The following is a 25570-nucleotide window of genomic DNA, read 5'->3' as shown; positions in this document are numbered from 1 at the left end:
CTTTGTTATTGTTTAATTTTAGCAGGCAATACACTCACGGGACCTATCATACCCAGGGGCTGAATAGGCTGGTTCTTCCGGAGCTCATTCGTCCAGTATTGTGCTACTTTATTATCAGACAGCGTTTTCATATAGTTCCCCATATTGGTGGTGATCTTTACTTCAATTGCATTATCCCCGGTTTTCACATCGGATGCAATATTGTAGATCCGCCTGCCATACCATTGCACACCCAGGGATTTTCCATTAATTGTTACTTCTGAAACACCATGCACCTTGCCCAGGTTCAGCCAGGCCGCATCTGTTTTATCCGTTACCGGCAGGTTATTCCGATAAGTGATGGTTCCCGCAAAATGCTGCAGTGTTTCTACTGTTGCCAGGTCCTTCAGTTCATCCAACACTACTTCTTTCTCAGAACCATCGATGTGTTTAAAAGTAGCTTTCCACGCACCGCCTACTTTCACACCTTCTCCGGATGGCAATGGTGCTTCAGGTTTTCCTTTTTTGGTTTTGTCAAACACCAGCAATCTGGCATCCGAAGGTCCGAGGTTTAACTGATACCGGGCACTCACACCATCCAGATAATACCGTTCTCCGTTATCAGGGTTCCAGATCCAGCCTTCCCTTTTACCGATCAGTTCTTTGGAAACAGTGATGTCCATAACATACCCCTCATCCATATGAGCGTTCGTGAACAGCAGGATCTCTGTATCCCCGGCCTGGTAACGCACCTGCGTTACAAATGGTTCCGGGTTGGCGATCTTCACATAAGGTTTGATCTGGTACTTTTCCTGTACTTCTTTATACCATCCGATGAAATCCTTCTCCGGTTTCTTCAGCAGAATGAATTTATCAGGATAGGTTTGCAGTTTAGCTACGAGGGCCTTCACCTGCTGATCCCGCTGCGTTGCATCTTTCCAGCCGGTAGACTTCTCCGGGTATTTTTCTATACAGAAGATCCTTCCTCCTGCCGATACAAATTCCAGCAACTTCTGCAATGTAGCAGGTTCCATGCTCAGCACTTCTATCAGGAAGAGGGTGTGATACTTCCGCGGGCCGTAATGCATGAAGCCATTTTTAAACGTGGCGTCACGGATCACGGATTCTGATACATGATCACAGCCATTCCCGTTCTTGTGGATAGCTTCCCAGATCAGGGGCTGGTAAGGCGGGTGAATGATGAAAGGGAATGGTTCATTCTGTGCGCTGTAGGTACCCCACATATCTGCGGTGGGTGGCAATACTGCGATATCAGCAAACATATCTCCCTGTTGCAGTAAAGCAGAGATACGCGCTTTATAATCCGTAAAGTGCCGGAAATAAGGCCACCAGGTGTTCTTTTCATTATAAAACCCGCCATACCTGATCCAGCCCGGGAAAGGTGCATCCGGCGGCGTGTAATTGAAGCCATGGAAGATGGGATGCGTAACACCTGATATCGTACTCTGATCTCCCGCTACTTTCAGCATTTCCAGGGAATCGTTGAATACCATATCCGTATTCGTTAGTTCCTCTGCGCTGATGTACCGTTTCCCTTTCAGGTGCGCTGCGGAAGATACATACTTGTTGATCATGGTATATGCCCTGCCCAGCAGTGGCGTGTCTTCCGGCATCTTATAACCGATGCCATATTTCAGCCAGGTTTCACATTCCGGCAGATCGAATTCAAAACTGCCTTCCAGCAGGAAGTATCCTCTGCCGTAGGCCTGCGCACGCGATTTTACATTGTTCTTCTTACACCAGGCCACATAGGTTTTGATAAAGCTGTCCTCCAGGATCTCTGCTTTGGTCAGCTCAAAATCATACCGCATCCTTTGTATCATATCAGAAAATTCCGGCGTCAGAGTGGCACCGTACGTAAAATTGTAGGTGTTGCCCATAGAAGCGATCTTCAGTAATACGAAAGGCAGATAAGGATAAAGGTCATACCCGCGCCGCTTCTTAAACTCATCCATCATGTCACTGCTCCAGTTGGCACCTTCCAGCTCCATACTGTCTGTGAACAATGCACGTACGTGGCGCGACAGAGGACCTATCCTATTCTGTATGGTGTCCGTCATATGATTGAGGTACTTGTTCACGGCTGTTTTATTGTAGTGATTCAACACAGGGCCATTGGCCCCCGGAGCACCGTTGATCACTTCCATAAAACCTTTTACTTTAACAAGCCCGTATAAAGCATATTTCCCTTTGGGTATATCCAGTTTAAGGATGTCATCTTTCACTTCTGCTTTCAGGTCCTTCACCTCGCTCAGATCACCCAGCGGTTCCGGCACCAGCTTGAGTTCCATCATTTCCAGCGTTCTGCCCGGGAAGGGAGAAGAGATGGCAGGATCTGCTTCCCTGAACAGATCGAACATAGACGTTTCATAATACAGGGGGCCTTCCAGTTTCTTCACAGCTATTACTACCACATCAGAACGTTCTTCCCCTTGCAGGTATTCTGCTCCAAAGGGCCAGCCGGAGCCAACGATCAGGTCGCAGGTCATGCCCAGGGATTCCGCTTCTTTGAATGTGGCCAGCAACAGATCGTTCCATTCATTGCTGAGCCATTGCAAAGAAGGTTTACCCATATCATCTGTACGTGCAGGGAATTTGATGGGATTGATCTCCACACCGCCGATACCGGCAGCATGCATCAGCCGCAATTCCCTGATCAGTTCATCTTTTTCTACTTTATCGCCATTCCACCACCAGCGTACAAAAGGGCGGTATACAGGCAATGGATCCTTAAACAACTTATACAGGTCCGTATCCACGGGAGCCAGCGCTGTACGGGCAATGCCCGGCAATGCGCCCACAATGGAATATCCGGCAGTAAGGAATGTACTATTTAACAGGAACTCTCTTCTTTTCATGTTTGCGGGTTGTATCTTTTATCCAGGAACGTTTTCATCCATAAATTGATGCGCCATTGCTCCTGTTGTGCAGGAACTGTTCTGTTGCCCATCACCATATAAGGCGGAGGCCCGAACTCAGGCGTAATAGTACAATAGCTGTCCCCGTTCTTTTTCCTTTGTGAGATCCATTCATCCCAGATGGCCAGGTGTGCAGCCAAAGCTGCTGCATACTCCGGTAATGCAGGGTCCCATACCTGCGGCCCTTCTGTATGGCCTACCCGCGCATGGATATGGCGGGCATGTTTGATGGCTTCTGCCACTATGCCCTGCTGATCTTCCAGGTAACTTTCAGATACGCAGAACCAGTGTGAAACATCCAGCGTTAAAGGAAGCGCCGGGAATTTCCGCAACAAGGGTCCTGTCGCATGCGCGGCAAAGGACCATTTGTTGCGGTGGGTTTCCTGATATATGGGTACGCCCAGCTGGTCGCTCACTTCTTCGCAAACTTCCAGGCATTGAATGACCTGTTCTTCCGAATAATACTCCCTGCCTGTTTGTGTACTGATGAACAGTGGCTGCAAACGGCTGAGTGCAGTGAGCTGCTCTTTTAGAACATGCAGGTATTCCTTAAAGGTTTCCGGCATTTGCAGCACTGCGGTTACTATGGAAAATTCAAGATCGTATTGCTTCAAAAGGTTGAGTACCGTAACAGGGTTAGTGGCTTCTCCATAGGGAAACCATTCCACACCTGCATAACCTGCAGCTTTTACATTTTCCAGGAAAACGCTCCATGGTATATGCTCACTCCCCCATCTTGGACAAAAGAATTTAACTCTCATAGGGCTTTAGGGTAGATCAGCGGATTTTGTTCATTATTATTCAGTGCATCTCCTATCTTCAAAGTTTGCAGGTAATCATCCGGGAGAATGTTTTGCTGCCCGTTGAAAGTATTACCTTCCGGCATATAAGCACAGGTCATGGCACGGCGGAAACCATTGGTCATATTGGCGCCCGCGCCATGGATCGTTAACCCGTTATGGAAAGAACAGCTGCCGGCCTTCATAGGCGCGGCAACTGATGCAATCTTGGCTAATTGAGGATATACGGTAAAGATGCCATCCATGTTTTTTCCGATACCGCTATTCTCAAAACTCGTTTGCTGATATGATCCGGGAATGAAATACAGGCAGCCATTCTCGTAAGTGGCATCGTCCAGCGCTACCCAGATGGATAGTGCTTTACGATCGGAGAAAGACCAGAATGGTGTATCCAGATGCCAGGCGGTGGCATTTGCCCAGGGCCGTTTAAACAAGGCCTGGTCATGCCAGATCCTGATACCTTCGGCACCGGATAATTGCGCGGCCATCTGGCCGATGCGTTCATCCAGCATGATCTCTTTCACACCATCATGTGTTTGCCAGAGGTTCAGCAACTGGTCAAACACTTTACCGAAGTAATCTGCATCTTCATTAATACCATCGTCCTCTCCCACTTTAGTATCCTTACCCGGCATTTTTCTGCCGCCTCTTTGTTCTACGGCTTCCATCACCACTTTGCGCCAGTGTGCCAGCTCTTCCTGCGAGAGGAAGTCTTCTATCACTATAAACCCGTTTTTCTGATAGCTTTCAATTTGCGCTTTATCCAATTTGTATTTCATAAATGGAAATTTTAATACCCGGTATTCTGTGTCAGTTTTGTGTTGATCTGCCTTTCTGAGAAAGGAATGGCAAATATGAGTTTGTTATCGTTCACCTGGTAGGAACCGGGTAAGAGATAACCATAAGTGGCTTTCATTACAATACCATGTGCGTTCATCACAGCCACTGCTTTTTTGGTACGTACCAGGTCTAACCAGCGGTGATTTTCAAAAGCCAGCTCTACTCTTCTCTCCTTCGCAATGATGTCGCGCAGCTGGGCCTGGTCTGTAGTAGTGATATCGTTGAGTAACCCTGCCCTTCTGCGTACCCTGTTCAGGTGCGGTAATGCTTCACCTGACTTATTCGTTTCGTTCAGGCTTTCCGCCAGCATCAGCAGCACATCTGCATACCTGAACACCGGCCAGTTGTCTTTGGTGTTATTAACAAGCGTGTAAGGCGGGTGCAGGTATTTTTTAATGAACCTTTTAGCGATCTTTCCTGCCGGAGGGCCTGCATACCCTACAATACTAACGATTCTTTCCGGTATAAAATCAGTATTGGAGTTGAGAGTGCCCTCTACCACGGCAATACTCTCATCCAGCCTTTTATCTCCTGCCTCGTAAGCGGCGATCATATCATCCGTAGGTACGTTCCAGCCACCATCTGTATTGTTATAGGTAATACCCAGAATGTTAAGCGTATTAGGCGTTACAGGAATGAAACGATAGATGAGATTACCCTGCTGCCCGTCCGTACCGTCTTTATACTGGATCTCAAAAATGGATTCAATACTGTTCTTCTTATTGGGATCAAATACTTCCGCATAAGTAGGCAGCAGATCATAACCCATTGTGGTAACACTTTGCAGCAAAGGAACTGCAAGATCAAACTTCTGCTGCGTCATATACACCAGCGCCAGTTCCGTTGCTACCATGCCTTTGGTGATATGGCCGGATTGCGGGAATTTAGCCGGGGCGGCCAGCAAACCTAACGCATCTGTAAAGTCGCTGATGATCTGCTGATAAACAGAATCCACGCCGGTACGGGCCAGGAAAGCATCCCCCGCTGTTTTTACTTCATGCAGGTGTAAAGGCACTGCTCCATAGTGGCGTACCAGGTCAAAGTAATAATGTGCACGTAAAGCTTTTGCTTCTCCTACGATCACATTTTTATCTGCCTCCGTCATCGTAAAATCGATCTTCTCTATCCTGTCCAGGATCACGTTTGTACGGGAAATACCGGTATAGGCTGCCCTGTACCTGCTTAATACCACGCCATTGGGAGCATCGTCCAGGAAGTCTGCTATCTGCTCGTAACCTAACCCGCCGCGGTCTTTGGCATTGTAATCATAGTGGGTGTTATCAGAACGCATCTCGTCCATAAAAAAGGCAATGTTATTGATGCCGGAACCAGCAACGTAAGTACCCCTGGTGGGATCGATCGCTCCTCTCAATGGCGCATAAGCGCCTGTTACTGCCTGCTGAAAATCTGCAGTGCTTTTGAAAAAGTTCTTCTCATTCAGCTGCCCTTCCGGGAATTCGTTGAGGAAGTTATTCTTGCAGGAAGAGAATAACAAAAAGGTGAGTATTATATATATAACCGGTCTCATACTTTTAAATTAATTGTGAATGCCTCAGAAATTGATGTTTGCACCGAACATAAGTGTTCTCGGGATCGGGAAGGAACCATTGTCCTGCCCCGCCGTAGTCTGGTTATCTCTCGTATCATTCACCTCAGGGTTCTGACCGGGATAACTGGTGAACACAAATGCCTGTTGCAGACTTGCGTAAAAACGTATGGACCTGAGGTATTTCAGTCTGCTCATATCTGCCGTATACCCCAGTGAAATGTTCTTGATGGTGAGATAGTCGCCGGAGAACACCCAGTTGGAGTTAGCGAGGCGATATAGTTCCGTGGTATTGGCCAGTGTTCTTGGCACCTTGCCGTTGCCCGGGTTCTGCTCTGAGCGCCAGCGGTTAGCCATGTCTTTCGTTACGTTGAAGATCCCGTCTATGTTCACCAGGTTTTGCATATTGGTGTTCATGATCTCATTCCCTGCCTGCCCTGATACTACAATAGAAAAATCAAACTTCTTATAACGGAAGTCATTTGCCATGCCAAAGATCAGGGTAGGGTTAGGATTACCGAGATAGTCCTTATCACTGGCATTGATGATACCATCGCCGCTGATATCTTTCATCCTGGTTGAACCAACGGCAGAGGTAGCATGTTTCGGCTGCCTGTTGAATTCATCCTGCGTCATGTAGATACCATCAAACACATATCCCCAGAACTCGCCGATCCTTCTGCCCACTGCCGTACGGTTGTAATCGCTGTAAGTATTGATACCACCGATTGGGGTACCGTTCTGCAGGCTGATCACCTTGTTATCATTAAAAGAGATGTTCAGATTCGTATTCCATTCCAGCACTCCCGTAAGGTTACGTGTATTCAGCTGGAATTCATGCCCCCACATCCTGATAGTTCCCACATTGTATTTAATAGACCCGTAACCGGAAGCCCAGGGAATATTCATCTGGTAGAGCATCTTATCTGTTTCCTTCCTGTAATAATCATAGGTGAAGGAAATACGGTCTTTCAGCAAAGACAGTTCAAGACCAAGGTCCAGTTGTTTGGAAGTTTCCCAGGTAAGGTCTTTGTTACCCAGCTGGCTGATAGCCTGACCCGGAGCCAATGCCCCATCAAATACATAGTTGGCAGCACTAAGCAGGGAGATCTGCGTATAGTCACCAATGTTATTGTTGCCGGTAAGCCCGTAACTACCTCTTATTTTCAGGAGGGATAAGGCATCTGATTTAGGGAAGAAAGGTTCTTCACTCACGATCCAGCCCACGGAAGCAGAAGGGAAATAACCCCACTTCTTGTTCTCACCAAAACGGGAAGATCCATCCTGGCGAATAGTAGCTGTCAGGTAATATTTATCCCTGAAGCTGTAGTTCGCACGGCCATACCAGGAAGCCATCGTCCAGGCAGTATTGTTGGTATTTCCTGTAGTGGTGGTAGCACCAATGATCCAGGGAATTTTATCGCTGGGGAAATTGGAACCATTGATGGTCCGGTAGTTCTGATCATATTTCTGCGCGCTGTATCCTGCCAGCAGGTCAATGTTATGCTCTTTAATTTTGAAATTGTAGGTGAGCATGTTCTCATTCAGCCAGGAAACGATATTGGCAGAATTTGCTACAGCAGAAGGTATACGCGGCGGAGGGCTACCAAATGATCCTGTGGCGGAAGGAAAGAAGGCATTGTAATCGTAGTTACCCAGGTCCGTATTGAACGTGGTTTTGAAATGCAGGTTAGGTAACAGTTCCAGGTCCGCATATACATTCGTCAGTAAACGCAGTGACTTCTGATTAATATTCATGATCATGAGCTGCTGGTAAAAGTTAGGCAGCGCATACATGCCGTAAGAACTTGTTTTAGTAGGATAAGTACCATCCGGATTGATCTTGGGGATCAGGGGAGAACTGATCAGCCCGCCTGAAACCACGTTACGGTTATTATCAATCGCACCGCTGCGGGTATTCTTATCGTTCTGATAAACGGGGTTCAGGTTTAAACCCAGTTTCAGTTTCTCATTAGGGCGGTATTCGTTATTAGAACGCAAGGAGAAACGTTCCATACCGGTATTATACATCACCCCATCCTGGTTGAAATAGGTGAGTGTGGTGCTGGACAATACTTTATCCGTACCAGTTGAAATATTCAGGGAGTGATTGGTCATAGGCGCTGTTCTCAGCACAGCATCATACCAGTCAGTTCCTTCTCCATATTTCGAAGGGTCTTTATAATCATCCGGAATTTCAGCCAGGCCGGTAGCCGGGTTCTTCCAGTTTTCATACTTGATCTTGTCTTCATAGAACCCATTCATAAAAGTGGCAAACTCACGGGCATTCATCATATCCGGTTTACCTCTTTTGGGAACAGACTGCCAGCCGTAATAACTGTTGAGCGACATGGTGGTACGCCCTGCTTTAGCCTGTTTGGTAGTAATGATCACTACGCCGTTCGCAGCTCTTGAACCATATAATGCCGTAGTGGATGCATCTTTCAGTACAGAAAAACTTTCTATTTCATCCGGGTTAAGGAGGTTGATATTTTCATTGGTGATGGGCTGGCCATCTACCACAATCAAAGGCTGGTTACCCGAACCAAGGGAAGCAGCGCCCCTGATCTTAAAGGTCATGCCCTGTCCCGGACGGCCGGATACCTGGCTGATCTGCACACCGGCTACACGCCCTTGCAGCTTCTGACCAAATTCCGCAGCAGGGATATCCTGTACTTCTTTGGAAGATACTTTTGAAATAGCACCTGTAATACTGCGCTGGCGCTGAGTACCATAGCTCACTACCACCACTTCTTCAATATTACTGCGGGAAGCTTCCAGCTCCACAGAAATGTTTGTGCGGCCATTCACCGGCTCTTCCAGTGTGGTGTGCCCAATATAGCTAAACACCAGCACGGCATCCTTTTGGACGCTGATGGTATAAGCCCCGTTAACATCTGTAACAGTACCTGTATTGGTGCCTTTTGCTTTTACGGTAACACCTACCAGGGCTACGCCTTTTTCGGTGACCTTACCTTGTACTTTTATTTCCTCAACCACAGGCGCGGGTACTTCCTCGGCCTGTACCTGCCTGATAATGATGGTTTTACCGGAGATCACATAGGTTACCGGCTGGTCCTTCAGGCAGATATTCAGTACCTGCTGGAAAGGCATTTCTTTTACATTCAGGTCCACTTTACGCGTTTCCTTCAACAGGTGCGTATTATAGAGGAACTGGTAATCACATTGTTTCCTTATTTCTTCAAATACCCGCTGCAGGGAGATGTTCTTCCCCGATAGCGTTACCGTCTGCGCAGAAACCTTTGCACTGACTTGTAAACAGGTTGCTGTAATCAGTACTATAAGCAACTTCATGACAAGGAATATTTTGAGGAGATGCCGTATAGAAGTGGCCCTCCTTGTACTTTTTGTATAGGAATCCATACCTTTGCAATGTTTTGGGTGAATTAAGAAATCGTTGTTCTAGACGTTTTTTAGGCTGCCCAAAGAATCCGCAGGAGCGTCGCAACCGCTCCTGTTTTCTTTTTGCAGAAATGCTGGTTGTTTTTTGTTAGTGGAATAGTCCTTTCATACTGTGGATCAGTTTTTTGGTTAATAATCTGGTATCATCAATTGCATTACTTAATAGCACTTACCGTCACTTTCCTTCCTTCTACCTTACATTTGATTTCGTTGGTCAGCTCCAGCATCTTCAATACCTCAGAAATATTGGAGTTGCGGGAAATATATCCGGAATAGTCTTTCATGCTCATACTGCCGGCATATACGGGTTCTATATCATACCAGCGGGACAGTTGTTTCATGATCATGGTGATATTGTCCCCATCGAACTGGAAGAATCCGTTCTTCCAGGCTACCACCCTCTCTACATCAGGCCGGTCTATCACAAACTTTGTGCCCCCTTCCTGTAGCTGCGCGCGCTCTCCGGGTTTGATGGTAACCCGTTCTTTCCCCTTCGTTAACCGCACGGCGCCTTCCAGCAAGGTGGTGCTTATCGCGGGTTCATCCTTATAGGCATTCACATTAAAATGAGTGCCCAGTACTTCAATCGTCGTTTTATCTTCCAGTGCTACTTTAAAAGGTTGCTTTGCATTTTTAGCCACTTCGAAATAAGCCTCCCCTGTTAATTCCACTTTCCTTTCCAGACCGGTAAAAGCAGTGGGGAACCTGAGGGAAGAAGCGGAATTCAGCCAAACCTTACTGCCATCCGGCAAGGTAACGGAATACTGACCGCCACGTGGTGTGGCCAGTGTATTAAAACTAACGGTGGTGGCATTCGGGTCATTTGCTTTATAATGCAGCTGGCCGTTTTGCTGGTTGATAATGGTACCTCCCTGCCGGATCACCTGGTTACCTGCACTGTCCAAAGTAACCACCGTTCCATCTGCCAGGTGTAACACCGCTTTATTGGTACCGGGAGGCACATCGTTCTGCCGGGCTATTACAGGTGCCGGTTTCCAATCTCTCATTTGCAGCCAGCCATAAAGACCGGCGGAGATAAATACCAGCACAGCAGCTGCGGCAGCTATCCTGCGCCACCAGTTAATATGTTTACGGGTACGGGACTGTACATTCGTGAGGATCTGCCCGCTTTGGGTTTCGCTGAGCACGTTCCCCTGGGGTTCAAATAACAGGTAGGCTTCTTCCATCAGCAACTTTACAGCTGCTTCGTTTCCAGGCTCGTTGATAAGCTGGCTTAGCTCATCCAGTTCCTCCCTGCTGGCCGTTTTCTGGAAATAACGGTAGAATAAATAGGTGAGCCTTTCATTAGCCATATGATAAGATTCTATAGACTAAAGACACAGCGGTTTAAAAAAAGGGGTAGTTGGAAGGAAAGATTTTTTCAGCTAAGTAATGGCGGTGTTTCAGCTGAGTAATAAAACCAGCAGCAAGGCCGCATCAGGATGATTACGAACGTATTGTGTAATGGAACGCAGGGCCAGTTTCATGTGTTTTTTGGCCGTTTCCGTAGAGATGCCCAGTTGTATGGCTATTTCTTCATGTTTCAGCCGCTTATGCCGGCTAAGGAAGTATACCTTCTGCTGCTGGGGAGGTAATTTGGCCACCGCAGCATCCAGGATAGCCCGGTAATCGTCTTCCTGATAACCGGAAGGGATAGCTTCCTGCTCCACCTGCCTTGCCCATTGTTGCTGACGGGCCTGCTCATTCACCCGCTGGCGCAGGCAATTGAAAGCATGGTTCCTGCTAAGTATAAATAAGTAGTGCGTAAAACTGTTCAGGGAAGGAAGGGTTTCTCTTTTCGTCCAGATCTTAATGAACACATCCTGCACAATGTCCTCTGTCATTTCCATAGAATCCGTAAGCAGGTAGATATATTCTGCCAGTTGATGGTGGTAGGCATAAAAAAGTGCTGCAAACGCTTCCGGTTCTCCCTGCGCTACCTGCTCCAGCAGTGCTGATTCGTTATGAACGGACCTTATTGACAAAATAACCTGCTTAGGATTTAACAATAAATTTAAGGAAAGTAATTGCTAATGTCAAGATAATGGCTAATATAAGTTTAAGCCCACTATTTAGCATCCTGCCCCATCATGTGTATATTTGTATCCCATGAAGAAAACAACTCAAAAACTGGTTTTTAACAAGTTGTATGATCAGTACGTTTACCTGGGCCTGCCGCTCGATAAGATCGATGCACAGTCTGATTTCACCATTCATAACCTGAAAGACATACACGATACCCTGCCCTACAGATCGCCGGTGTACAGGACCAATTTCTTCTCCTTTGTTTTTGTAAAAGACGGATCCGGACAATATACTACAGACGACCAGGTGTTCAGCACCGCACCCGGTACCATTTACTTCACTAACCCTGGTCATTTTAAATCCTTTCACTGGCAGGAGATGCGGGAAGTATGCCTCATCACCCTCAGCGAATCCTTCCTGAAAGAGAATGTACATCCAAAGATCTTTGAGGAATTTCCCTTCCTGCTCGCGGAAACGGTACCACCCAGGGTATTAAAACCAGAGATCTTTGGCCAGTTTGAACAACTGTACCAGCAGATAGAGAAAGAATACTTTTCAGACTCCCTCTACAGGAACCGCCTCATCGGCAACCTCTTTGTGGTACTGCTCCTGAAGATCAAGGAATACTTCTGGGAAGATTATAATCCTATATATGAAGGGAACAGAAGCTCCCAGATCGTAAAGACCTTCAAACGGTTGCTGGAAAAACATTACCGGGACCTTATGAGCGGCAAGGCAGACAAGCCTTACCGTATTCAGGACTATGCAGACGAGCTGAACCTCCACCCCAATTACCTCAGCAATGTGATCAAAAGTAAAACCGGTAAAGCCATCGGTACCTGGATCGCTGAGAAAACCATTGCCGAAGCAAAGTCCCTGCTGCAGAATTCCTCCATTTCCATCAAAGAGATCGCCTGGCAGCTGGGCTTTACGGAATCCACCCATTTCTCCAATTACTTCAAAAAGCATACAGACCTCTCCCCGGTTCTTTTCCGGAAACAGCACCTTTCTTAGGAATTTGTATCTTTTTGTTAAATACTCGTCTTCTTAGGGGTTCAAAACAGGTGATCTTTGTTCTATCAAACTAAAACAAAAGATTATGAGCACGCTAACAGGAAAAGTAGCTATCGTAACAGGTTCTTCAAGAGGGATCGGTGCTACCATCGCACATAAACTGGCTACCGCCGGTGCCAGTGTAGTAGTCAACTACGCAGGTGGCAAAGATGCTGCGGAACAGGTAGTGAACGAAATCAGGCAACAAGGCGGAAACGCTATCGCCGTGCAGGCAGACGTAAGTAGATCAGAGCAGGTGAAAGCACTCTTTGATGCCGCCATTGCACAATATGGCAAAGTAGATGTGCTGGTGAACAACGCTGGCATCATGCTCACCAAACTGATAAAAGATACAACAGACGAAGACTTCACACGCCAGTTCGACATCAATGTAAGAGGTACCTTCAATACCATGCGTGAAGCCGCTACCCGCCTGGCAGACAAGGGAAGCATTATCAATTTCTCCACTTCTGTTCTCCGCATTATGCTGCCCACCTATGGTACTTATGTAGCCACTAAAGCAGCGGTAGAACAACTCACCAGGGTATTTGCGAAAGAAGCAGGCAGCAGGGGCATCAATGTAAACTCCATCTCTCCCGGCCCTACCAACACGGAACTTTTCACTAACGGCAAATCGCAGGAAGTGATAGACCGCCTCGCCGCGCTCTCCGCTTTCAACCGCATCGGCGAACCGGATGATATTGCCGGCCTCGTTCTCTTCCTCGCCGGCGACGACGCCAAATGGATCAGCGCACAGAACATTGGCGTAAATGGCGGTATGGCATAATTCATTTTAAAAAACTAAAGACATGAACAGGTTAAACAATAAAGTAGCCCTGATCACAGGATCAGCAAGGGGCTTAGGGAAAGCTATTGCCGAACGTTACGCAGCTCTCGGCGCAGATATCGTGATCAATTATTCCAAAGACAAATCTTCTGCGGATGAAGTGGTCAGCAATATCAAAGCCATGGGTGCAAGCGTGATAGCTGTGCAGGCAGATGTTAGTAAAGTAGCAGACCTGCAAAGGTTATTTGCAGAAGCCATCGCCGCTTACGGAAAGATAGACATCGTAGTGGCCAATGCAGGGATTGAAATGGTGGAAGTACCCGTAACAGATTTTACAGAGGAACAATTCGATAAAGTGTTTTCTATCAATACCAAAGGTTCTTACTTCACCATGCAGCAGGCTGCAAAACATGTATCTGATAACGGAAGGATCATTTACATCGCATCCAGCACTACCTCCTTTCCGGTTCCCGGCATGGCAGTATATGGCGGTAGCAAAACCACGCCGAGATATTTAGTGGACATCCTTTCTAAAGAGATCGGGCACAGAGGCGTAACGGTGAATTCCATCATTCCTTTTGCCGTGGACCACTCCGGCATCTTTGCAGATCCTAAAGCATATCCTGAATTAAGGAAACAATTGCTGGACAGCTGCCCCATGGGAAGACTGGCAGAGGTAGAAGATGTGGCAAACCTGGCGGAGTTCTTTGCGAGTGACCTGTCCTCCTTTGTTTCGGGGCAGCACTTGTTGGTCAATGGCGGCGCAACTAACTAAATAAAAAAAGGCATAGCGCTTATTGCTATGCCTTTTTTCTATTGAATGATCCACCAGTCTGTTCCATCAAACTGTACAGTTATCCTGGCACCACTGGCCAATGCATAACTGGTGGTGGTATCTGTATCGAGGTTTTTGATCTTTTGTGATAATGATGTGGCAACTGTTAAGCTGCTGGCGGAGGCGTTCTGCAACTCGTACAATCTCGGGTTTGCACCTACATCTCCGGGCAAAGTGAGCGTTACGCTGTTTAAGGCGATTACGGTATAGTCATTTGAAGTGATGGCGTAATTAGAGGATACTTTGGTTAGCGGGAGGGACAGGCTACCGTTCACGTTTAAAGTACTGGCTTGTGAAGAAACCGGAAGTCCTAAAAAAGTGGAGTGGGGATTAGAACTAAAAAATACTGCACCCTTATCCCCAGTAACCTGTTTCATTGTAAATGAGCTATCGGTGTATAACTCATACCCTCCTTTAAAGCGGGCAAAAAAGCCACGTACAACATTAGCAGAATCACGACCCTGGCCATCCTCAGCATCGAATAAACCCATACTTTGGACAGTCTTTGCATAAGCTCCGGGAGGGCCTATAGCGATTGCATTCAGATTAGCCGTACGAGAATCTGCACCAATAGCAACAGAGGTGCCATATGCATCTGCTCTGTACCCAATAGAAGTTCCGCCTGCCGTTACTGCCTGAAAACCTAACGCCGTTGAATAAACTCCTTTTGCCGCTGAAAAAGCACCTATTGCAATCTGCATGGATGATGGCACGATAGCGTTTGAACTGTAACCCAATGCAATTGAGTTACTAACAGTAACTTTTGCGAGCGCGCCTATGGCAATTGAATTATTTGCGGTTAGATAAACCGATGGCCCTATTGCTACGGAATAACCGTTAAGGGCATTATTAGACATGCTGCCTATGGCAATACTATTACCGATTGCACTCCTTGCCAAATAACCGATAGCAATTGCCGAACTTGATTTAGCCATCGCAGAAAAACCTAAAGCAACACTGTTCTGCCCAATACTATCGTAAGGTACATTGCTAAAATAAGCAGTTTTTATGCGTGAAATACCTAGGTTAAAAGGAAGATCTCTTCCTAATAGTGTATCTGCAAAAGCCCAATTTTCCCATTTATTCAGAGAAAGGTTATAACGCAACAGATCTTCATTTTTAATGGCAAAATACCTCACATCATTGAGCTTACTAAATGTCAAAGGTGCAAAAACTGCATAATTCCTGCTATCTATTCGGTAGGCTACACTATCTCCTTTTTGCCAGAGAGAATCTACATTCTTTACCGGCGTAACATTAATAGCTACCGTATCATGCCCAATCAGGGCAATCCTTCCTCCGCTTAAACTTTGCAGGTTCAATTTATGAAACTCCGTTCTGCCATGGCCCTTATTGAAGAGGAAACCAAGTGTATCCCTGGTCCGGTTTTCAACAATAAGTTCAGCGGTTCCAACATCATTATATATCCGAACACTATCAGCCCGTATCTGATAGATCTGTTGAGCATGCATCTGCCCGGCAGCAAGAAAAAAAATTAGGATTAAAAAGATCTTTTTCATGAGCGAAAGGGGGGTTATTTAATGATCCACCAGTCTGTTCCATCAAACTGAACAGTAATACTGCCGCCACTAGCCAATGAATAACTCGTGGCCACATCCGAATTAAGTCTTTTTATCTTTTGCGGTGAAACCGCATTGATAGTTATACTTACATCAGCCGCATTCTTCAGTATATAGATCCTCCTATCTATCCCTGAACCATTTGGCAGTGTTAATACAACATTGCTCAATGCTATCACGCTATGATCACTAATAGCAATTGTATAATCAGTGGACACTTTCGTTAACGGAAGTGCCAAACTACCATTAACATTCAACCTGCTGTTTTGCGAAGTAGCAGGCGCCCCTATTGAGACGGCATTTTTATCCGCATTAAAGAATATTTTTCCTTTATCAATGCTATATTGCTTCAGGGAAAAAGCATTATTTGTATATAATTCATACCCGTTAAAAGCCGCATAAAAACCATTTGGCACATTAGCAGAGTCGGTAGTATTGATTGTCCCATCATTATTATATAATGCCATACTTCCAGGTGCTGCAGCAATGGCACCTATACCTATTGCTGTAGAATTTTGACCACTGGCACGTGCCCGATGGCCAATTGCAATCGCATTTGAGTTTTGTGCTCTTGCAAAAGCCCCGATACCTATTGCATTTTCGCCTTCAACGTTTACCTCCCGCCCTATTGCCATTGAATGATCCCGGCTTGCAATAGACGAACCACCTATAGCAATAGCACCATTACTGTTCTTTTCTACTCTGTTGGCATATCCCAGTACCACAGCTTGAATAGAATAAGCTACCGCACTTGTTCCAATTGCAATAGCATTGCTGGCATCAGCAATTGCAACACCACCAATTACAATAGTTGAATCTGCCAACGCATTGACCGTTGAGCCCAACGCAATCGCATCCCGGCTATTTTGGCTGACCTTGGCAGTTGAACCAATAGCAATGCTACGATCCGATCTTGCCATAGCTCCTCCAATACTTATACTATTCTGCCCTACACTATCATAGTGAGCCCCGCCTACTACAGCCTGTTTATAAGGAGAAATCTGGAATCTATAATTAGCCCCCCTCCCCAGCATCGTATCCGCAAACGTCCAGTTCTCCCATTTATTCAAAGGCAGATTATACCGCAACAACTGCCCGTTCGCCGGACTTGCCAGCAATACATCGCTCAATTTGCCCAGGGAAGCCGGCGCAAATACCCCATAATTCACATTATTTATCCGGTAAACAATACTATCCCCATTCCGCCACAACGTATCAACTGATCTTGTTACAATGCCGGCAATATTGACGGTATCCTGCCCCACAATGGCCAGTTTACCACCACCCACATCTTGCAGCTTCAACTTACGGAACTCCGTACGCCCGTTCCCTTTATTATAAAGGAATCCTAACGTATCCTGTGTTCTGTTCTCAATAATAAGCTCTGCTGTATCGCAAACGTTGTAGATCCGCACACTGTCTGCTTTAATGGGAAACACGTGCTGAGCATAGGCCAGCCCCGGCAATAGGATTAAAAGAAAAACCCAGGTTAAATTCTTCATGGCACAGGAAAAAGTAAGGTACAGGTGAAACAAACTAATATAATAGGATTTCCGGAACACTCCCTGCAAAGGCAAACAAATCTTTTATATTTCGGGACTCAATATAGCGTTTATTTCAAACTATTAATAATTTCCCAATTCATCCTCCAATTCCCCCAACTCACCCACTTCCTCATTTCAGCTCAGCCAACCCCGCAATACCTTAGCGCCAGAAAACAAAAACACCCCAAGGCTCATGATCAAAAAAATCCTCAAATGGACGGCGATAATAGTATTAACGCCTATCGCAATTATCCTGCTGCTGACCCCTTTCCGGCAAAAACTCAAATACGATGCTCCCTATCCGGATATCAAAGCCTCGAAAGACAGCGCTGTGATCGCTCAGGGGAAACACCTGGTATTCGGCCCTGCTCACTGTATGGACTGCCACAGCACCGCCAACAACGATTCCCTGCTGAACCTTGGCCAGGACATCCCTTTATCCGGCGGCGTAGTATTTAAACTGCCTGTAGGGGATATTTATTCCAAGAACATCACCCCGGATCAGGAAACCGGGATCGGTAAATATTCTGATGAAGCTATTGCACGTATCCTACGGTACGGCGTACACGCAGACGGGCGTGCGGTATATGAGTTCATGTCCTTCCACGATGCCAGCGATGAAGACCTCACCGCCATCATCTCTTATCTCCGTTCCCGCCCTCCTGTTAAAAATGAGGTACCAAAACACAACCTGAATTTCATGGGTAACCTCATCCAGGCCTATATGATCAAACCGAACGGGCCACACGGAGAAGTTCCCAAATCCGTTGTGCGGGACAGTTCGGCTGAATATGGGAGATACCTTGCCCACAACATCGCCAACTGTAACGGTTGCCATACTGTAAGGGACCTTGCAGGCAACTTTACCGGAGAACCTTTCGCCGGCGGCGGCCCCATGGAAGAACGCCTGGGAACTTATACCCCGCCAAACATCACCCCGGATTCCAGCAGCCGCATCTTCAACTGGAGCGAGGAGAACTTTATCGCCCGGTTTCGTTTAGGCAGGATCGTAGATGGCTCCCCTATGCCCTGGAGTGCTTACAAGGGAATGTCTGACACTGAACTGAAAGCTATTTATAATTATCTGCAAACACTTAAACCGGTGCGCAATGTAATTGCCAGCACCTTTACCCCCAAAGAAGCAAAATGAGAGCACTAATCCTTTGTCTGTTGTTTGTTAACACTGCTTTTGCCCAGGGTAACTGCCCTCCCTGGGTTGCCACGCTGGAAACAAATTCCAATAGTACCCCTGCATTCCGGAATGCGGTTCTTACGATTGAAAAAGTAGTGAGCAGCAATGCACACTTCAACAGCATATCTCCTGCCAGGTTCCGTACATCTATGACAATGGGCGGAGGATATGCGCAGATCAATGTTAAAGCCTATAGCCAGAGAGGATGGGATAATAAATGCGGCATCATTCCGCAGGCAGACAGGATAGCGGCAGACCATGCCGGCATTTGCATCAACATCAACAAAACAGGCCCCCATTACACTTCACTGGAAGACAGCCCGGTGAAAGATGAAAAGCTGCATGCTTTCAAAGAACCAGTGATCAGTAAAACAGTAGGCGGGCAACCCTTATATTACGAAAGCCTGGGCAATCATTTCCTGCTGCTTACCTATAACGGCCAGGTTCCCTGGGAACCCGTCAGCACAGCTGAGTACCTGGACTTCATTGAACGCAGGTTACAAAGGCTGATACAAGACCATAAAGAGCAAAATAAACCACAAACCTTCACGCCCCGCGATCCCTCAAAAGACGGCTATTACCTGGAACTTAAAAAAACGAAACCCAAAGAGGCCGCAGAATTCCTTGAACTGGCAGAAAAGACGAACAAAGAAATGATAGCGGGGATCCAAAAAGCAAATGAGCTGATAGCGAAAGGTGCTGCTGATCTTCAAAAGGACCTCGACGAATTCAGGGCACTGCGCGCCACTTATACCCCAGAGGATCTGAAAAAACAGGCCGTACGCGGCCACAGTAAATTCTGGCTGTTCACGGGAGAATACCCCAACTCCAAAGCCTCCCTGGTAAAGCTCAAAAAAGAATACCTCCGGAGCGATAAGATCCGGTTGATCACCATCTGGTCTGCAGGCACTTTCCTGGATTGGAACGACCGCATCCAAAAAGCCATGGAAACCCTTGATTACGACATCATAAAGCAGGTCATGTATAAAGGATAATAACATACCTTTAGCAAAATGATCGCAATATGACTTTCAGGGACCGTACTGTTTTCATTACCGGCGCCAGCAGAGGCATCGGAGAAGCAATAGCCCTCAAACTTGCTGCCGAAGGTGCTAATATTGTTATTGCCGCAAAGAGTGTGGAAGAAGACCCGCGCCTTGGCGGCACTATTTTTTCTGTAGCGGAAGCAGTGGAAAAAGCAGGTGGCAAAGCACTACCCGTGCAGGTAGACATCCGCGATGAAGCCAATATTCAGCAGGCCGTTCAGCAAGCCGCAGATAAGTTCGGCGGGATAGATATCCTTATCAATAATGCATCTGCCATACAATTAACGAATACAGAACAAACACCCGCCAAACGCTTCGACCTGATGTATGATATTAATGTGCGGGGCACTTTTCTTGTTACACAACATTGCATCCCCTGGCTGAAAAAAGGAAGCAATCCGCATATCCTCACCTTATCCCCTCCCGTCAATTTAGCACCACAATGGCTGGGCCCGCATGTGGCTTATACCATCAGCAAATACAATATGAGTATGCTCGTATTAGGCTGGGCGGAAGAATTAAAAACTTACGGCATTGCCGCCAATTCCCTCTGGCCTGCTACCACCATTGCCACCGCCGCTGTAAGGAATCTCCTGGGAGGAGAAGCACTTATCAGCAGAAGCCGCAAACCGGGTATTATCGCAGATGCGGTATACTACATCCTGAGCAGGTCTTCTGCCGTTTGTACAGGTAATAACTTCATTGATGAAGATGTATTAAAGGACGAAGGGATCACCGACCTGGAAAAATACGCCGTTACACCCGGCGGGCCATTACATCCTGACCTGTTCCTGTAAATATAAAACTGAACACCGGATGTATTAAAAGCGGACAGTTTAAGAATCCATAGAGCTATAAACACTTCATTATCAATCAACTCCATTCATGGCATTTCGTTTGAGCGTTCCCTGAAGTTCAATTATACCTTATGCTACTAAACTACGTTAAGATCGCGCAACGGAATATCCTCAAAAATCGTTTCTATTCCCTGTTGAATATTACCGGGCTGGCAACAGGCATTACCTTTGCCATGCTGATCATGGCGTACGTTTGGAGCGAATTACAGGTGAATACTACCCTGAAGAACGCCCCCAATCAATACATCATCCAGAGCAAATGGAAAGACGCCAATATGGGTTTTGAACTCGCTACTATTGGCCCATTGGCTAAAGCCCTGAAAGAGCAATACCCCACCCTCGTAAAGAACTACTACCGCTGGGATGGTGTTACCACCAATGCCGCCGTTGGAGAAAAGAAATTCCGCCAGGGTGTTCAGATCGGAGACAGCACCTTCCTTACCATGTATGGCTTCAAAGTATTACAGGGAGATGCCGCCACTGCGCTCAATGCACCTTACTCCATGGTAGTCACAGAAACCATGGCTAAAAAGTATTTTGGTTCTGCAGACGCACTGGGAAAAACCATGAGCCTCGAAAATTTCTCCGGCGATAAACATGATTTCCAGGTCACTGCCGTGATAAGGATCAATGGCAAAAATTCTGTGACCAGCCTTACTGATCAGAATGAAAACGGCATCTATCTTTCGCCCAAGGCATTTCCTTTCTTCGGCCGTGACATGGAAAGCTGGAACAATCCATATATAGTAGGCATGCTGGAATTGCAGGACGGTGTAACCGCTGCTCAGCTGGCACAGCCCATGGCCGTGCTGATCAAACAAAATACCCCGGCACAGGTATCAGATAATGTACAGCCATATGTGGTAGCCCTGAAAGATTATTACCTTCAAAAAGATAACCGGCTGGTGAGCCGCATGTTGTATACCCTTTCCGGTGTTGCCCTGTTTATCCTGCTGATGGCCGTTATCAACTTCATCAATATTTCCGTGAGCCGCTCTTCTTCCCGTATGAAAGAAATAGGCGTACGCAAAGTATTAGGCAGTTTAAGGAAACAACTCATCTGGCAGTTCCTGATAGAATCCACTATCCTCGTTTTCATTTCTGCTATACTGGCATTTGTGCTCTATCTCGCATTGAAGAACACTTTCGGTCAGATCCTCAACAGAACCCTCCCTTCCCTGGATGAGTTCCCTTTATACTTCATCGCTTTTCCGCTATTGCTGATCTGCCTCACGGGGCTGGCAGCAGGTTTATACCCGGCCTTTGTGTTATCCTCCCTGAAATCAGTGGACTCTCTGAAAGGCACCCTGAAATCTGTGAAAGAAAATGTGGTCCTGCGTAAATCATTGGTGGCATTTCAATTCTTTACCGCTGCCATTGTACTCATAGGAGCTTTCATTATCACAAAGCAGATACAACTTTTCTTTAGCAGGAATATTGGTTACGACAAGGAGTATGTAGTATCCGCACAGGTACCAAGGGATTGGACACCTAAAGGCGTAAACCAGATGCAGAGCCTGCGTACACAGTTTGCAGCCATGCCCGAAGTAAAAGGAGTAACACTTTCTTTTGAAATACCGGATGGCGGCAATTCAGGTAACCTGAACGTGTATCGCGGTACCGCAGATTCCACTACAGCAGTAGCCTCCTATATGCTCAGCACAGATGAATATTATGCGGATACTTATGGTATTCCTATGGCAGCAGGGAAATATTTCAATGAGCCGGATCTGTATACAGATAGCAGCAAAGTAGTGATCAATGAAAAGATGGCCACCTCACTGGGTTGGAAACTTCCTGCAGATGCTATCGGTCAAAAGGTAAAACTGGTAGGGAACAATGGCCTGTTCACCATAGCCGGTGTTACAAAGGATTTCCATTTTTCCTCTATGCAGCAGGCTGTACAGCCTATCATCTTCATCAATGTAAGAAGCGCCAATATCTTCCGTTACTTTTCCTTCAAACTTAAAGGAAGCGATGCTATTCCTGCCCTTCAGCGTAAATGGGCAGCATTGATCCCGGGTGCCCCTTTTGAATACAAATTCACAGACGACATCCTGGCGAACATGTATCAAACAGAAGTGCAGCTGAAACAGGCCGCTTATACCGCTACCATCCTTTCTTTCATTATTGTGTTGTTAGGTGTAACAGGGATGATCTCCTTAAGCATTCAGAAGCGCAGGAAAGAAATTGGTATCCGCAAAGTACTGGGCTCCTCCATCAATGGCATTGTAACCCTGTTTGTGAAAGAGTTCGTGGTGGTGATCCTGGTGGCAGGGTTGGTAGCCTGTCCCGTAGCTTATATTATTATGCAGCGCTGGTTGAATGATTATGTATACCGGATAGATATTACGGTGCTGCCGTTCATTATTACGCTATTCGTTCTATTAGTGATCACCACAGTACTGATTGTTCTCCAAACCGTAAAAGCCGCATCCGCCAATCCGGTTAACAGTTTACGATCTGAGTAGTATATTTACCAGGGGCGATACTATTTTCACAACCCTTTGATTTATTCCCCGCAACTGTTAATTTCGGCTCACACGAATTTCCACATTATGAGAGCTATAACGCTTTGTCTATTGCTATTGGCATGCCTGCGCATGAATGCCAAAGATGTAAACATTATTTCCCACGGCGCCGTAGGCAACGGCCAGAAACTGAATACCGAAGCCATTCAGAAAGCTATTGACGAATGCCATAACAGCGGCGGTGGCAAAGTGATCTTCCCTAAAGGCACCTTCCTTTCCGGCACTATTGTATTGAAAGATAAGGTCACCCTGCATTTTGAACAGGATGCCGTTCTGCTGGGCAGCACGGACGTTAACGATTATAAGAACATGGATCCCTTCACAGATGGCCTCGGCATCGATGTAGGATGGGCTTTGTTAGTAGCTGTAGATGCAAAGAACATTGGCATTGAAGGAAATGGTACCATAGACGGGCAGGGAGTAAAACTAAAAGAGCAACAGATCCGTACAGATACCCGTTCAGAATCTCTCCGCTGGGGCCGCCGTCCATTCCTGGTACGTATTGTAAGATGCGAAGGCGTGAACGTAAAGAACATCACCCTCAAATTCTCCGCCGCCTGGACCTCTCATTACTTCCAGTGCAAAAAGGTAAATATAGAGAAAGTGAAGATCGTTAGCCACGGCGTACCACACAACGACGGCATAGATATAGACGGCTGCCAGGATGTACGCATCAGCGATTGCGATATCCAAAGCGGAGACGATGCCCTTTGTTTTAAAACTACTTCCAGTAAAATGGGCTGCAATAACATTGTTGTTACCCGCATGCGTTTGAAAAGTGGTCACGGTGCTATTAAAATGGGCACTGAATCCATGGCCCCTTTCGAGAACATCAAAATATCAGATTGCTACATCTACGATACCAATAACGGCGGCATTAAACTGCTGACAGTTGATGGCGCACATCTCCGGAACGTAGACATTTCGGACATTAAGATGGTAAATGTGAAAACACCCATGCTCTTCCGCCTCGGCTCAAGGCTCAGCGTGTTCCGTAAAGGTAAAGACACACAGCAGCAAACCGGCACCATGGAAAATGTGACAGTAAGGAATGTGATCGCCCAGGCAGCAGCGAATGCTCAGCTAATGCCACCATCCGGCATCCTCATAACCGGTGTGCCCGGTCATTATATTACCGGCCTCACACTGGAAAATATCAAGATAGACCTCGCTGGTGGCGGCACCGCAGAAAACGCCCGCCAGGTAGTACCGGAAGCCATCGATAAATATCCCGAAGTGAAGACCTTCGGCCCCTTAGTACCTGCATACGGCATCTGGGCAAGGCATGTGAAAGGTTTAAAGCTGAAGAACATTCAATTCAACCTGAACAGTAACGATCTCCGCCCTGCTTTTGTTTGTGAAGATGGAAAGGACGTAACGCTCAATGACTGGAACATCCCTGCAACGGAAGGCGCAGAAGCCATCATCAGACTGGAGAATGTAAACAAGGCCAATATCAGTGGTGTAAAAGCAAAAGGAACCGCACAGCATTTTGTAAAAATAGAAGGAGCAGAAAGTAAGGATGTAAAGCTAACAAAGAACGAACCGCCAGGCACTGCTAAATAATGAAGGGAGAAGCCGTACAGTTGTACGGCTTTTTTTTTATTTTCCTCCCCATGTCCTATTTCCGGAATCTCATTTGATATAGGTATATAACCAAAACTTATTATCATGAGAACGTTGAATGCATTTAATTTCATTACCCTGAACGGTTACTTCAAAGGCCCCCAGGACGATATCAGCTGGCACGTCCACGGTGGCCCTGAAAGTGAATATGGTGTAGATGCCTTAAAGTCCGGCAATACGCTTGTTTTTGGGCGTACCACGTATGATATGATGTCTGGCTACTGGCCCGGCCCGGAAGCCCTCAGGAATATGCCGGACATGGCCAGGGGCATGAATGCCGCAAAAAAGATCGTTTTTTCAGGTACCCTCAAAAAAGCAGACTGGAACAATACAACAATCATAAAAGGCAATATCATAGAAGAAATGACCAGGATGAAGCAGGGAACAGGTCCGGACATGACCATCCTGGGCAGCGGCAGTATCATCAGCCAGTTTGCGGAAGCGGGCCTGATAGACTCCTACCAGATCATGGTCGACCCCATTGCACTTGGCGATGGCACATCCATGTTCAAAGGCATCACAAAACCGCTGCAACTGGAATTAGTGAATACCCGTACCTTTAAGAGCGGTGTAATACTGCTGAGCTATCAACGGATATCTTAAATTATACACAATGGAAGAATACATCATCCTCATGCGCCTCGACCTGCTTACCAAAGAAGCACAGCCTTCTCCCGAACAGATGCAGGTATATATGAAACAGTACCAGGATTGGGTAGGCGGCATCGCTGCGCAGAACAAGTTCAAAGGAGGTACAGGCCTCTCAACGGAAGGCAAAGTATTAAAGAATGATATGATCACGGACGGGCCTTATGTAGATATTAAGGAATCTATTGCCGGGTTCATTACCATCACAGCAAAGGATTTCGATGAAGCGGTAAGGATAGCAGGAGAATGCCCTATCCTTGCAGGAGCAAACAACAGTGTGGAAGTAAGGAAGATCGTTTCCGTGCACAATCAGCAGTGA

19 protein-coding genes are annotated in these 25570 nt (G+C 46.6%); 10 read left to right on the top strand and 9 right to left on the bottom strand.

Annotation, left to right across the window (positions count from 1 at the left end; genetic code table 11):
* Nucleotides 1-5: 5 nt before the first annotated feature.
* From BUR42_RS04205 to BUR42_RS04175, 7 genes are all read right to left on the bottom strand, one after another.
* Nucleotides 6-2858: a glycosyl hydrolase gene (locus tag BUR42_RS04205; RefSeq protein ID WP_074238040.1), complete on the bottom strand. Its 2853-nt coding sequence runs from the start codon at nucleotides 2856-2858 to the stop codon at nucleotides 6-8.
* Complete coding sequence (locus BUR42_RS04200) at nucleotides 2855-3679, bottom strand: sugar phosphate isomerase/epimerase family protein (protein WP_074238039.1); 825 nt, start codon at nucleotides 3677-3679, stop codon at nucleotides 2855-2857. The genes BUR42_RS04205 and BUR42_RS04200 overlap by 4 nt, the downstream gene beginning before the upstream one ends.
* Entirely contained in the window at nucleotides 3676-4497 is an 822-nt protein-coding gene (locus tag BUR42_RS04195) for a phytanoyl-CoA dioxygenase family protein (RefSeq protein WP_074238038.1), read from the bottom strand. The genes BUR42_RS04200 and BUR42_RS04195 overlap by 4 nt, the downstream gene beginning before the upstream one ends.
* Before the next feature lie 11 nt (nucleotides 4498-4508).
* Nucleotides 4509-6086 carry a RagB/SusD family nutrient uptake outer membrane protein gene (locus BUR42_RS04190; RefSeq protein WP_074238037.1) on the bottom strand — a complete coding sequence of 526 codons (1578 nt, stop codon included), beginning with the start codon at nucleotides 6084-6086 and terminating at the stop codon, nucleotides 4509-4511.
* A gap of 24 nt (nucleotides 6087-6110) precedes the next feature.
* Nucleotides 6111-9419 (bottom strand): TonB-dependent receptor, encoded by a 3309-nt coding sequence (locus tag BUR42_RS04185; protein WP_074240432.1) that lies wholly within the window; start codon nucleotides 9417-9419, stop codon nucleotides 6111-6113.
* A gap of 263 nt (nucleotides 9420-9682) precedes the next feature.
* Nucleotides 9683-10840: a FecR family protein gene (locus tag BUR42_RS04180; RefSeq protein WP_074238036.1), complete on the bottom strand. Its 1158-nt coding sequence runs from the start codon at nucleotides 10838-10840 to the stop codon at nucleotides 9683-9685.
* Nucleotides 10841-10930: 90 nt separating this feature from the next.
* Nucleotides 10931-11512, bottom strand: a complete 582-nt coding sequence (locus tag BUR42_RS04175; RefSeq protein WP_074238035.1) for an RNA polymerase sigma-70 factor — start codon at nucleotides 11510-11512, stop codon at nucleotides 10931-10933.
* A gap of 124 nt (nucleotides 11513-11636) precedes the next feature.
* On the opposite strand from BUR42_RS04175, the gene BUR42_RS04170 reads away from it, so the two are divergent.
* From BUR42_RS04170 to BUR42_RS04160, 3 genes are all read left to right on the top strand, one after another.
* A complete protein-coding gene (locus BUR42_RS04170; protein WP_074238034.1) occupies nucleotides 11637-12566 on the top strand; it encodes a helix-turn-helix domain-containing protein in 930 nt (309 codons plus the stop codon).
* An 85-nt stretch (nucleotides 12567-12651) separates the two neighbouring features.
* Nucleotides 12652-13392, top strand: coding sequence for an SDR family oxidoreductase (locus tag BUR42_RS04165; RefSeq protein WP_074238033.1), 741 nt, complete (start codon nucleotides 12652-12654; stop codon nucleotides 13390-13392).
* Nucleotides 13393-13414: 22 nt separating this feature from the next.
* The gene (locus BUR42_RS04160) at nucleotides 13415-14167 is read left to right on the top strand and encodes an SDR family oxidoreductase (RefSeq protein ID WP_074238032.1); all 753 of its coding nucleotides are present in this window, start codon (nucleotides 13415-13417) and stop codon (nucleotides 14165-14167) included.
* 38 nt (nucleotides 14168-14205) lie between these two features.
* On the opposite strand, the gene BUR42_RS04155 is transcribed toward BUR42_RS04160, so the two are convergent.
* Together BUR42_RS04155 and BUR42_RS04150 are read right to left on the bottom strand one after the other, a co-directional pair.
* Nucleotides 14206-15747 carry a hypothetical protein gene (locus tag BUR42_RS04155; protein WP_074238031.1) on the bottom strand — a complete coding sequence of 514 codons (1542 nt, stop codon included), beginning with the start codon at nucleotides 15745-15747 and terminating at the stop codon, nucleotides 14206-14208.
* A gap of 14 nt (nucleotides 15748-15761) precedes the next feature.
* Nucleotides 15762-17309: a hypothetical protein gene (locus BUR42_RS04150; protein WP_074238030.1), complete on the bottom strand. Its 1548-nt coding sequence runs from the start codon at nucleotides 17307-17309 to the stop codon at nucleotides 15762-15764.
* Between the two features lie 235 nt (nucleotides 17310-17544).
* On the opposite strand from BUR42_RS04150, the gene BUR42_RS04145 reads away from it, so the two are divergent.
* The 7 genes from BUR42_RS04145 to BUR42_RS04115 all read left to right on the top strand — a co-directional run bounded on the left by BUR42_RS04145 (nucleotide 17545) and on the right by BUR42_RS04115 (nucleotide 25570).
* Entirely contained in the window at nucleotides 17545-18501 is a 957-nt protein-coding gene (locus BUR42_RS04145) for a c-type cytochrome (protein ID WP_074238029.1), read from the top strand.
* Nucleotides 18498-19538: a hypothetical protein gene (locus tag BUR42_RS04140; RefSeq protein ID WP_143197329.1), complete on the top strand. Its 1041-nt coding sequence runs from the start codon at nucleotides 18498-18500 to the stop codon at nucleotides 19536-19538. Before BUR42_RS04145 ends, BUR42_RS04140 begins: the two co-directional genes overlap by 4 nt.
* A gap of 29 nt (nucleotides 19539-19567) precedes the next feature.
* The gene (locus BUR42_RS04135; RefSeq protein WP_074238027.1) at nucleotides 19568-20386 is read left to right on the top strand and encodes an SDR family oxidoreductase; all 819 of its coding nucleotides are present in this window, start codon (nucleotides 19568-19570) and stop codon (nucleotides 20384-20386) included.
* A gap of 131 nt (nucleotides 20387-20517) precedes the next feature.
* Entirely contained in the window at nucleotides 20518-22917 is a 2400-nt protein-coding gene (locus BUR42_RS04130) for an ABC transporter permease (RefSeq protein ID WP_074238026.1), read from the top strand.
* An 87-nt stretch (nucleotides 22918-23004) separates the two neighbouring features.
* Entirely contained in the window at nucleotides 23005-24543 is a 1539-nt protein-coding gene (locus BUR42_RS04125; RefSeq protein WP_084185371.1) for a glycoside hydrolase family 28 protein, read from the top strand.
* Between the two features lie 105 nt (nucleotides 24544-24648).
* Nucleotides 24649-25206 carry a dihydrofolate reductase family protein gene (locus tag BUR42_RS04120; RefSeq protein ID WP_074238025.1) on the top strand — a complete coding sequence of 186 codons (558 nt, stop codon included), beginning with the start codon at nucleotides 24649-24651 and terminating at the stop codon, nucleotides 25204-25206.
* A 10-nt stretch (nucleotides 25207-25216) separates the two neighbouring features.
* Nucleotides 25217-25570, top strand: coding sequence for a YciI family protein (locus tag BUR42_RS04115; RefSeq protein ID WP_074238024.1), 354 nt, complete (start codon nucleotides 25217-25219; stop codon nucleotides 25568-25570).

The organism is Chitinophaga niabensis (assembly GCF_900129465.1).
In the GTDB taxonomy this organism is placed as follows: Bacteria; Bacteroidota; Bacteroidia; order Chitinophagales; family Chitinophagaceae; genus Chitinophaga; species Chitinophaga niabensis.
Note: the sequence above shows the minus strand (reverse complement) of the source record. Positions and strands in the feature narration are given on the sequence as shown.

Excerpts from the sequence above, each read along its gene's own strand:
- BUR42_RS04125 (WP_084185371.1), top strand. The coding sequence starts at position 23,005 with ATGAGAGCTATAACGCTTTGTCTATTGCTATTGGCATGCCTGCGCATG.
- BUR42_RS04180 (WP_074238036.1), bottom strand. The coding sequence starts at position 10,840 with ATGGCTAATGAAAGGCTCACCTATTTATTCTACCGTTATTTCCAGAAA.
- BUR42_RS04130 (WP_074238026.1), top strand. The coding sequence starts at position 20,518 with ATGCTACTAAACTACGTTAAGATCGCGCAACGGAATATCCTCAAAAAT.
- BUR42_RS04120 (WP_074238025.1), top strand. The coding sequence starts at position 24,649 with ATGAGAACGTTGAATGCATTTAATTTCATTACCCTGAACGGTTACTTC.
- BUR42_RS04155 (WP_074238031.1), bottom strand. The coding sequence starts at position 15,747 with ATGAAAAAGATCTTTTTAATCCTAATTTTTTTTCTTGCTGCCGGGCAG.
- BUR42_RS04135 (WP_074238027.1), top strand. The coding sequence starts at position 19,568 with ATGACTTTCAGGGACCGTACTGTTTTCATTACCGGCGCCAGCAGAGGC.
- BUR42_RS04140 (WP_143197329.1), top strand. The coding sequence starts at position 18,498 with ATGAGAGCACTAATCCTTTGTCTGTTGTTTGTTAACACTGCTTTTGCC.
- BUR42_RS04160 (WP_074238032.1), top strand. The coding sequence starts at position 13,415 with ATGAACAGGTTAAACAATAAAGTAGCCCTGATCACAGGATCAGCAAGG.
- BUR42_RS04195 (WP_074238038.1), bottom strand. The coding sequence starts at position 4,497 with ATGAAATACAAATTGGATAAAGCGCAAATTGAAAGCTATCAGAAAAAC.
- BUR42_RS04150 (WP_074238030.1), bottom strand. The coding sequence starts at position 17,309 with ATGAAGAATTTAACCTGGGTTTTTCTTTTAATCCTATTGCCGGGGCTG.
- BUR42_RS04200 (WP_074238039.1), bottom strand. The coding sequence starts at position 3,679 with ATGAGAGTTAAATTCTTTTGTCCAAGATGGGGGAGTGAGCATATACCA.
- BUR42_RS04185 (WP_074240432.1), bottom strand. The coding sequence starts at position 9,419 with ATGAAGTTGCTTATAGTACTGATTACAGCAACCTGTTTACAAGTCAGT.
- BUR42_RS04205 (WP_074238040.1), bottom strand. The coding sequence starts at position 2,858 with ATGAAAAGAAGAGAGTTCCTGTTAAATAGTACATTCCTTACTGCCGGA.
- BUR42_RS04170 (WP_074238034.1), top strand. The coding sequence starts at position 11,637 with ATGAAGAAAACAACTCAAAAACTGGTTTTTAACAAGTTGTATGATCAG.
- BUR42_RS04115 (WP_074238024.1), top strand. The coding sequence starts at position 25,217 with ATGGAAGAATACATCATCCTCATGCGCCTCGACCTGCTTACCAAAGAA.
- BUR42_RS04145 (WP_074238029.1), top strand. The coding sequence starts at position 17,545 with ATGATCAAAAAAATCCTCAAATGGACGGCGATAATAGTATTAACGCCT.
- BUR42_RS04190 (WP_074238037.1), bottom strand. The coding sequence starts at position 6,086 with ATGAGACCGGTTATATATATAATACTCACCTTTTTGTTATTCTCTTCC.
- BUR42_RS04165 (WP_074238033.1), top strand. The coding sequence starts at position 12,652 with ATGAGCACGCTAACAGGAAAAGTAGCTATCGTAACAGGTTCTTCAAGA.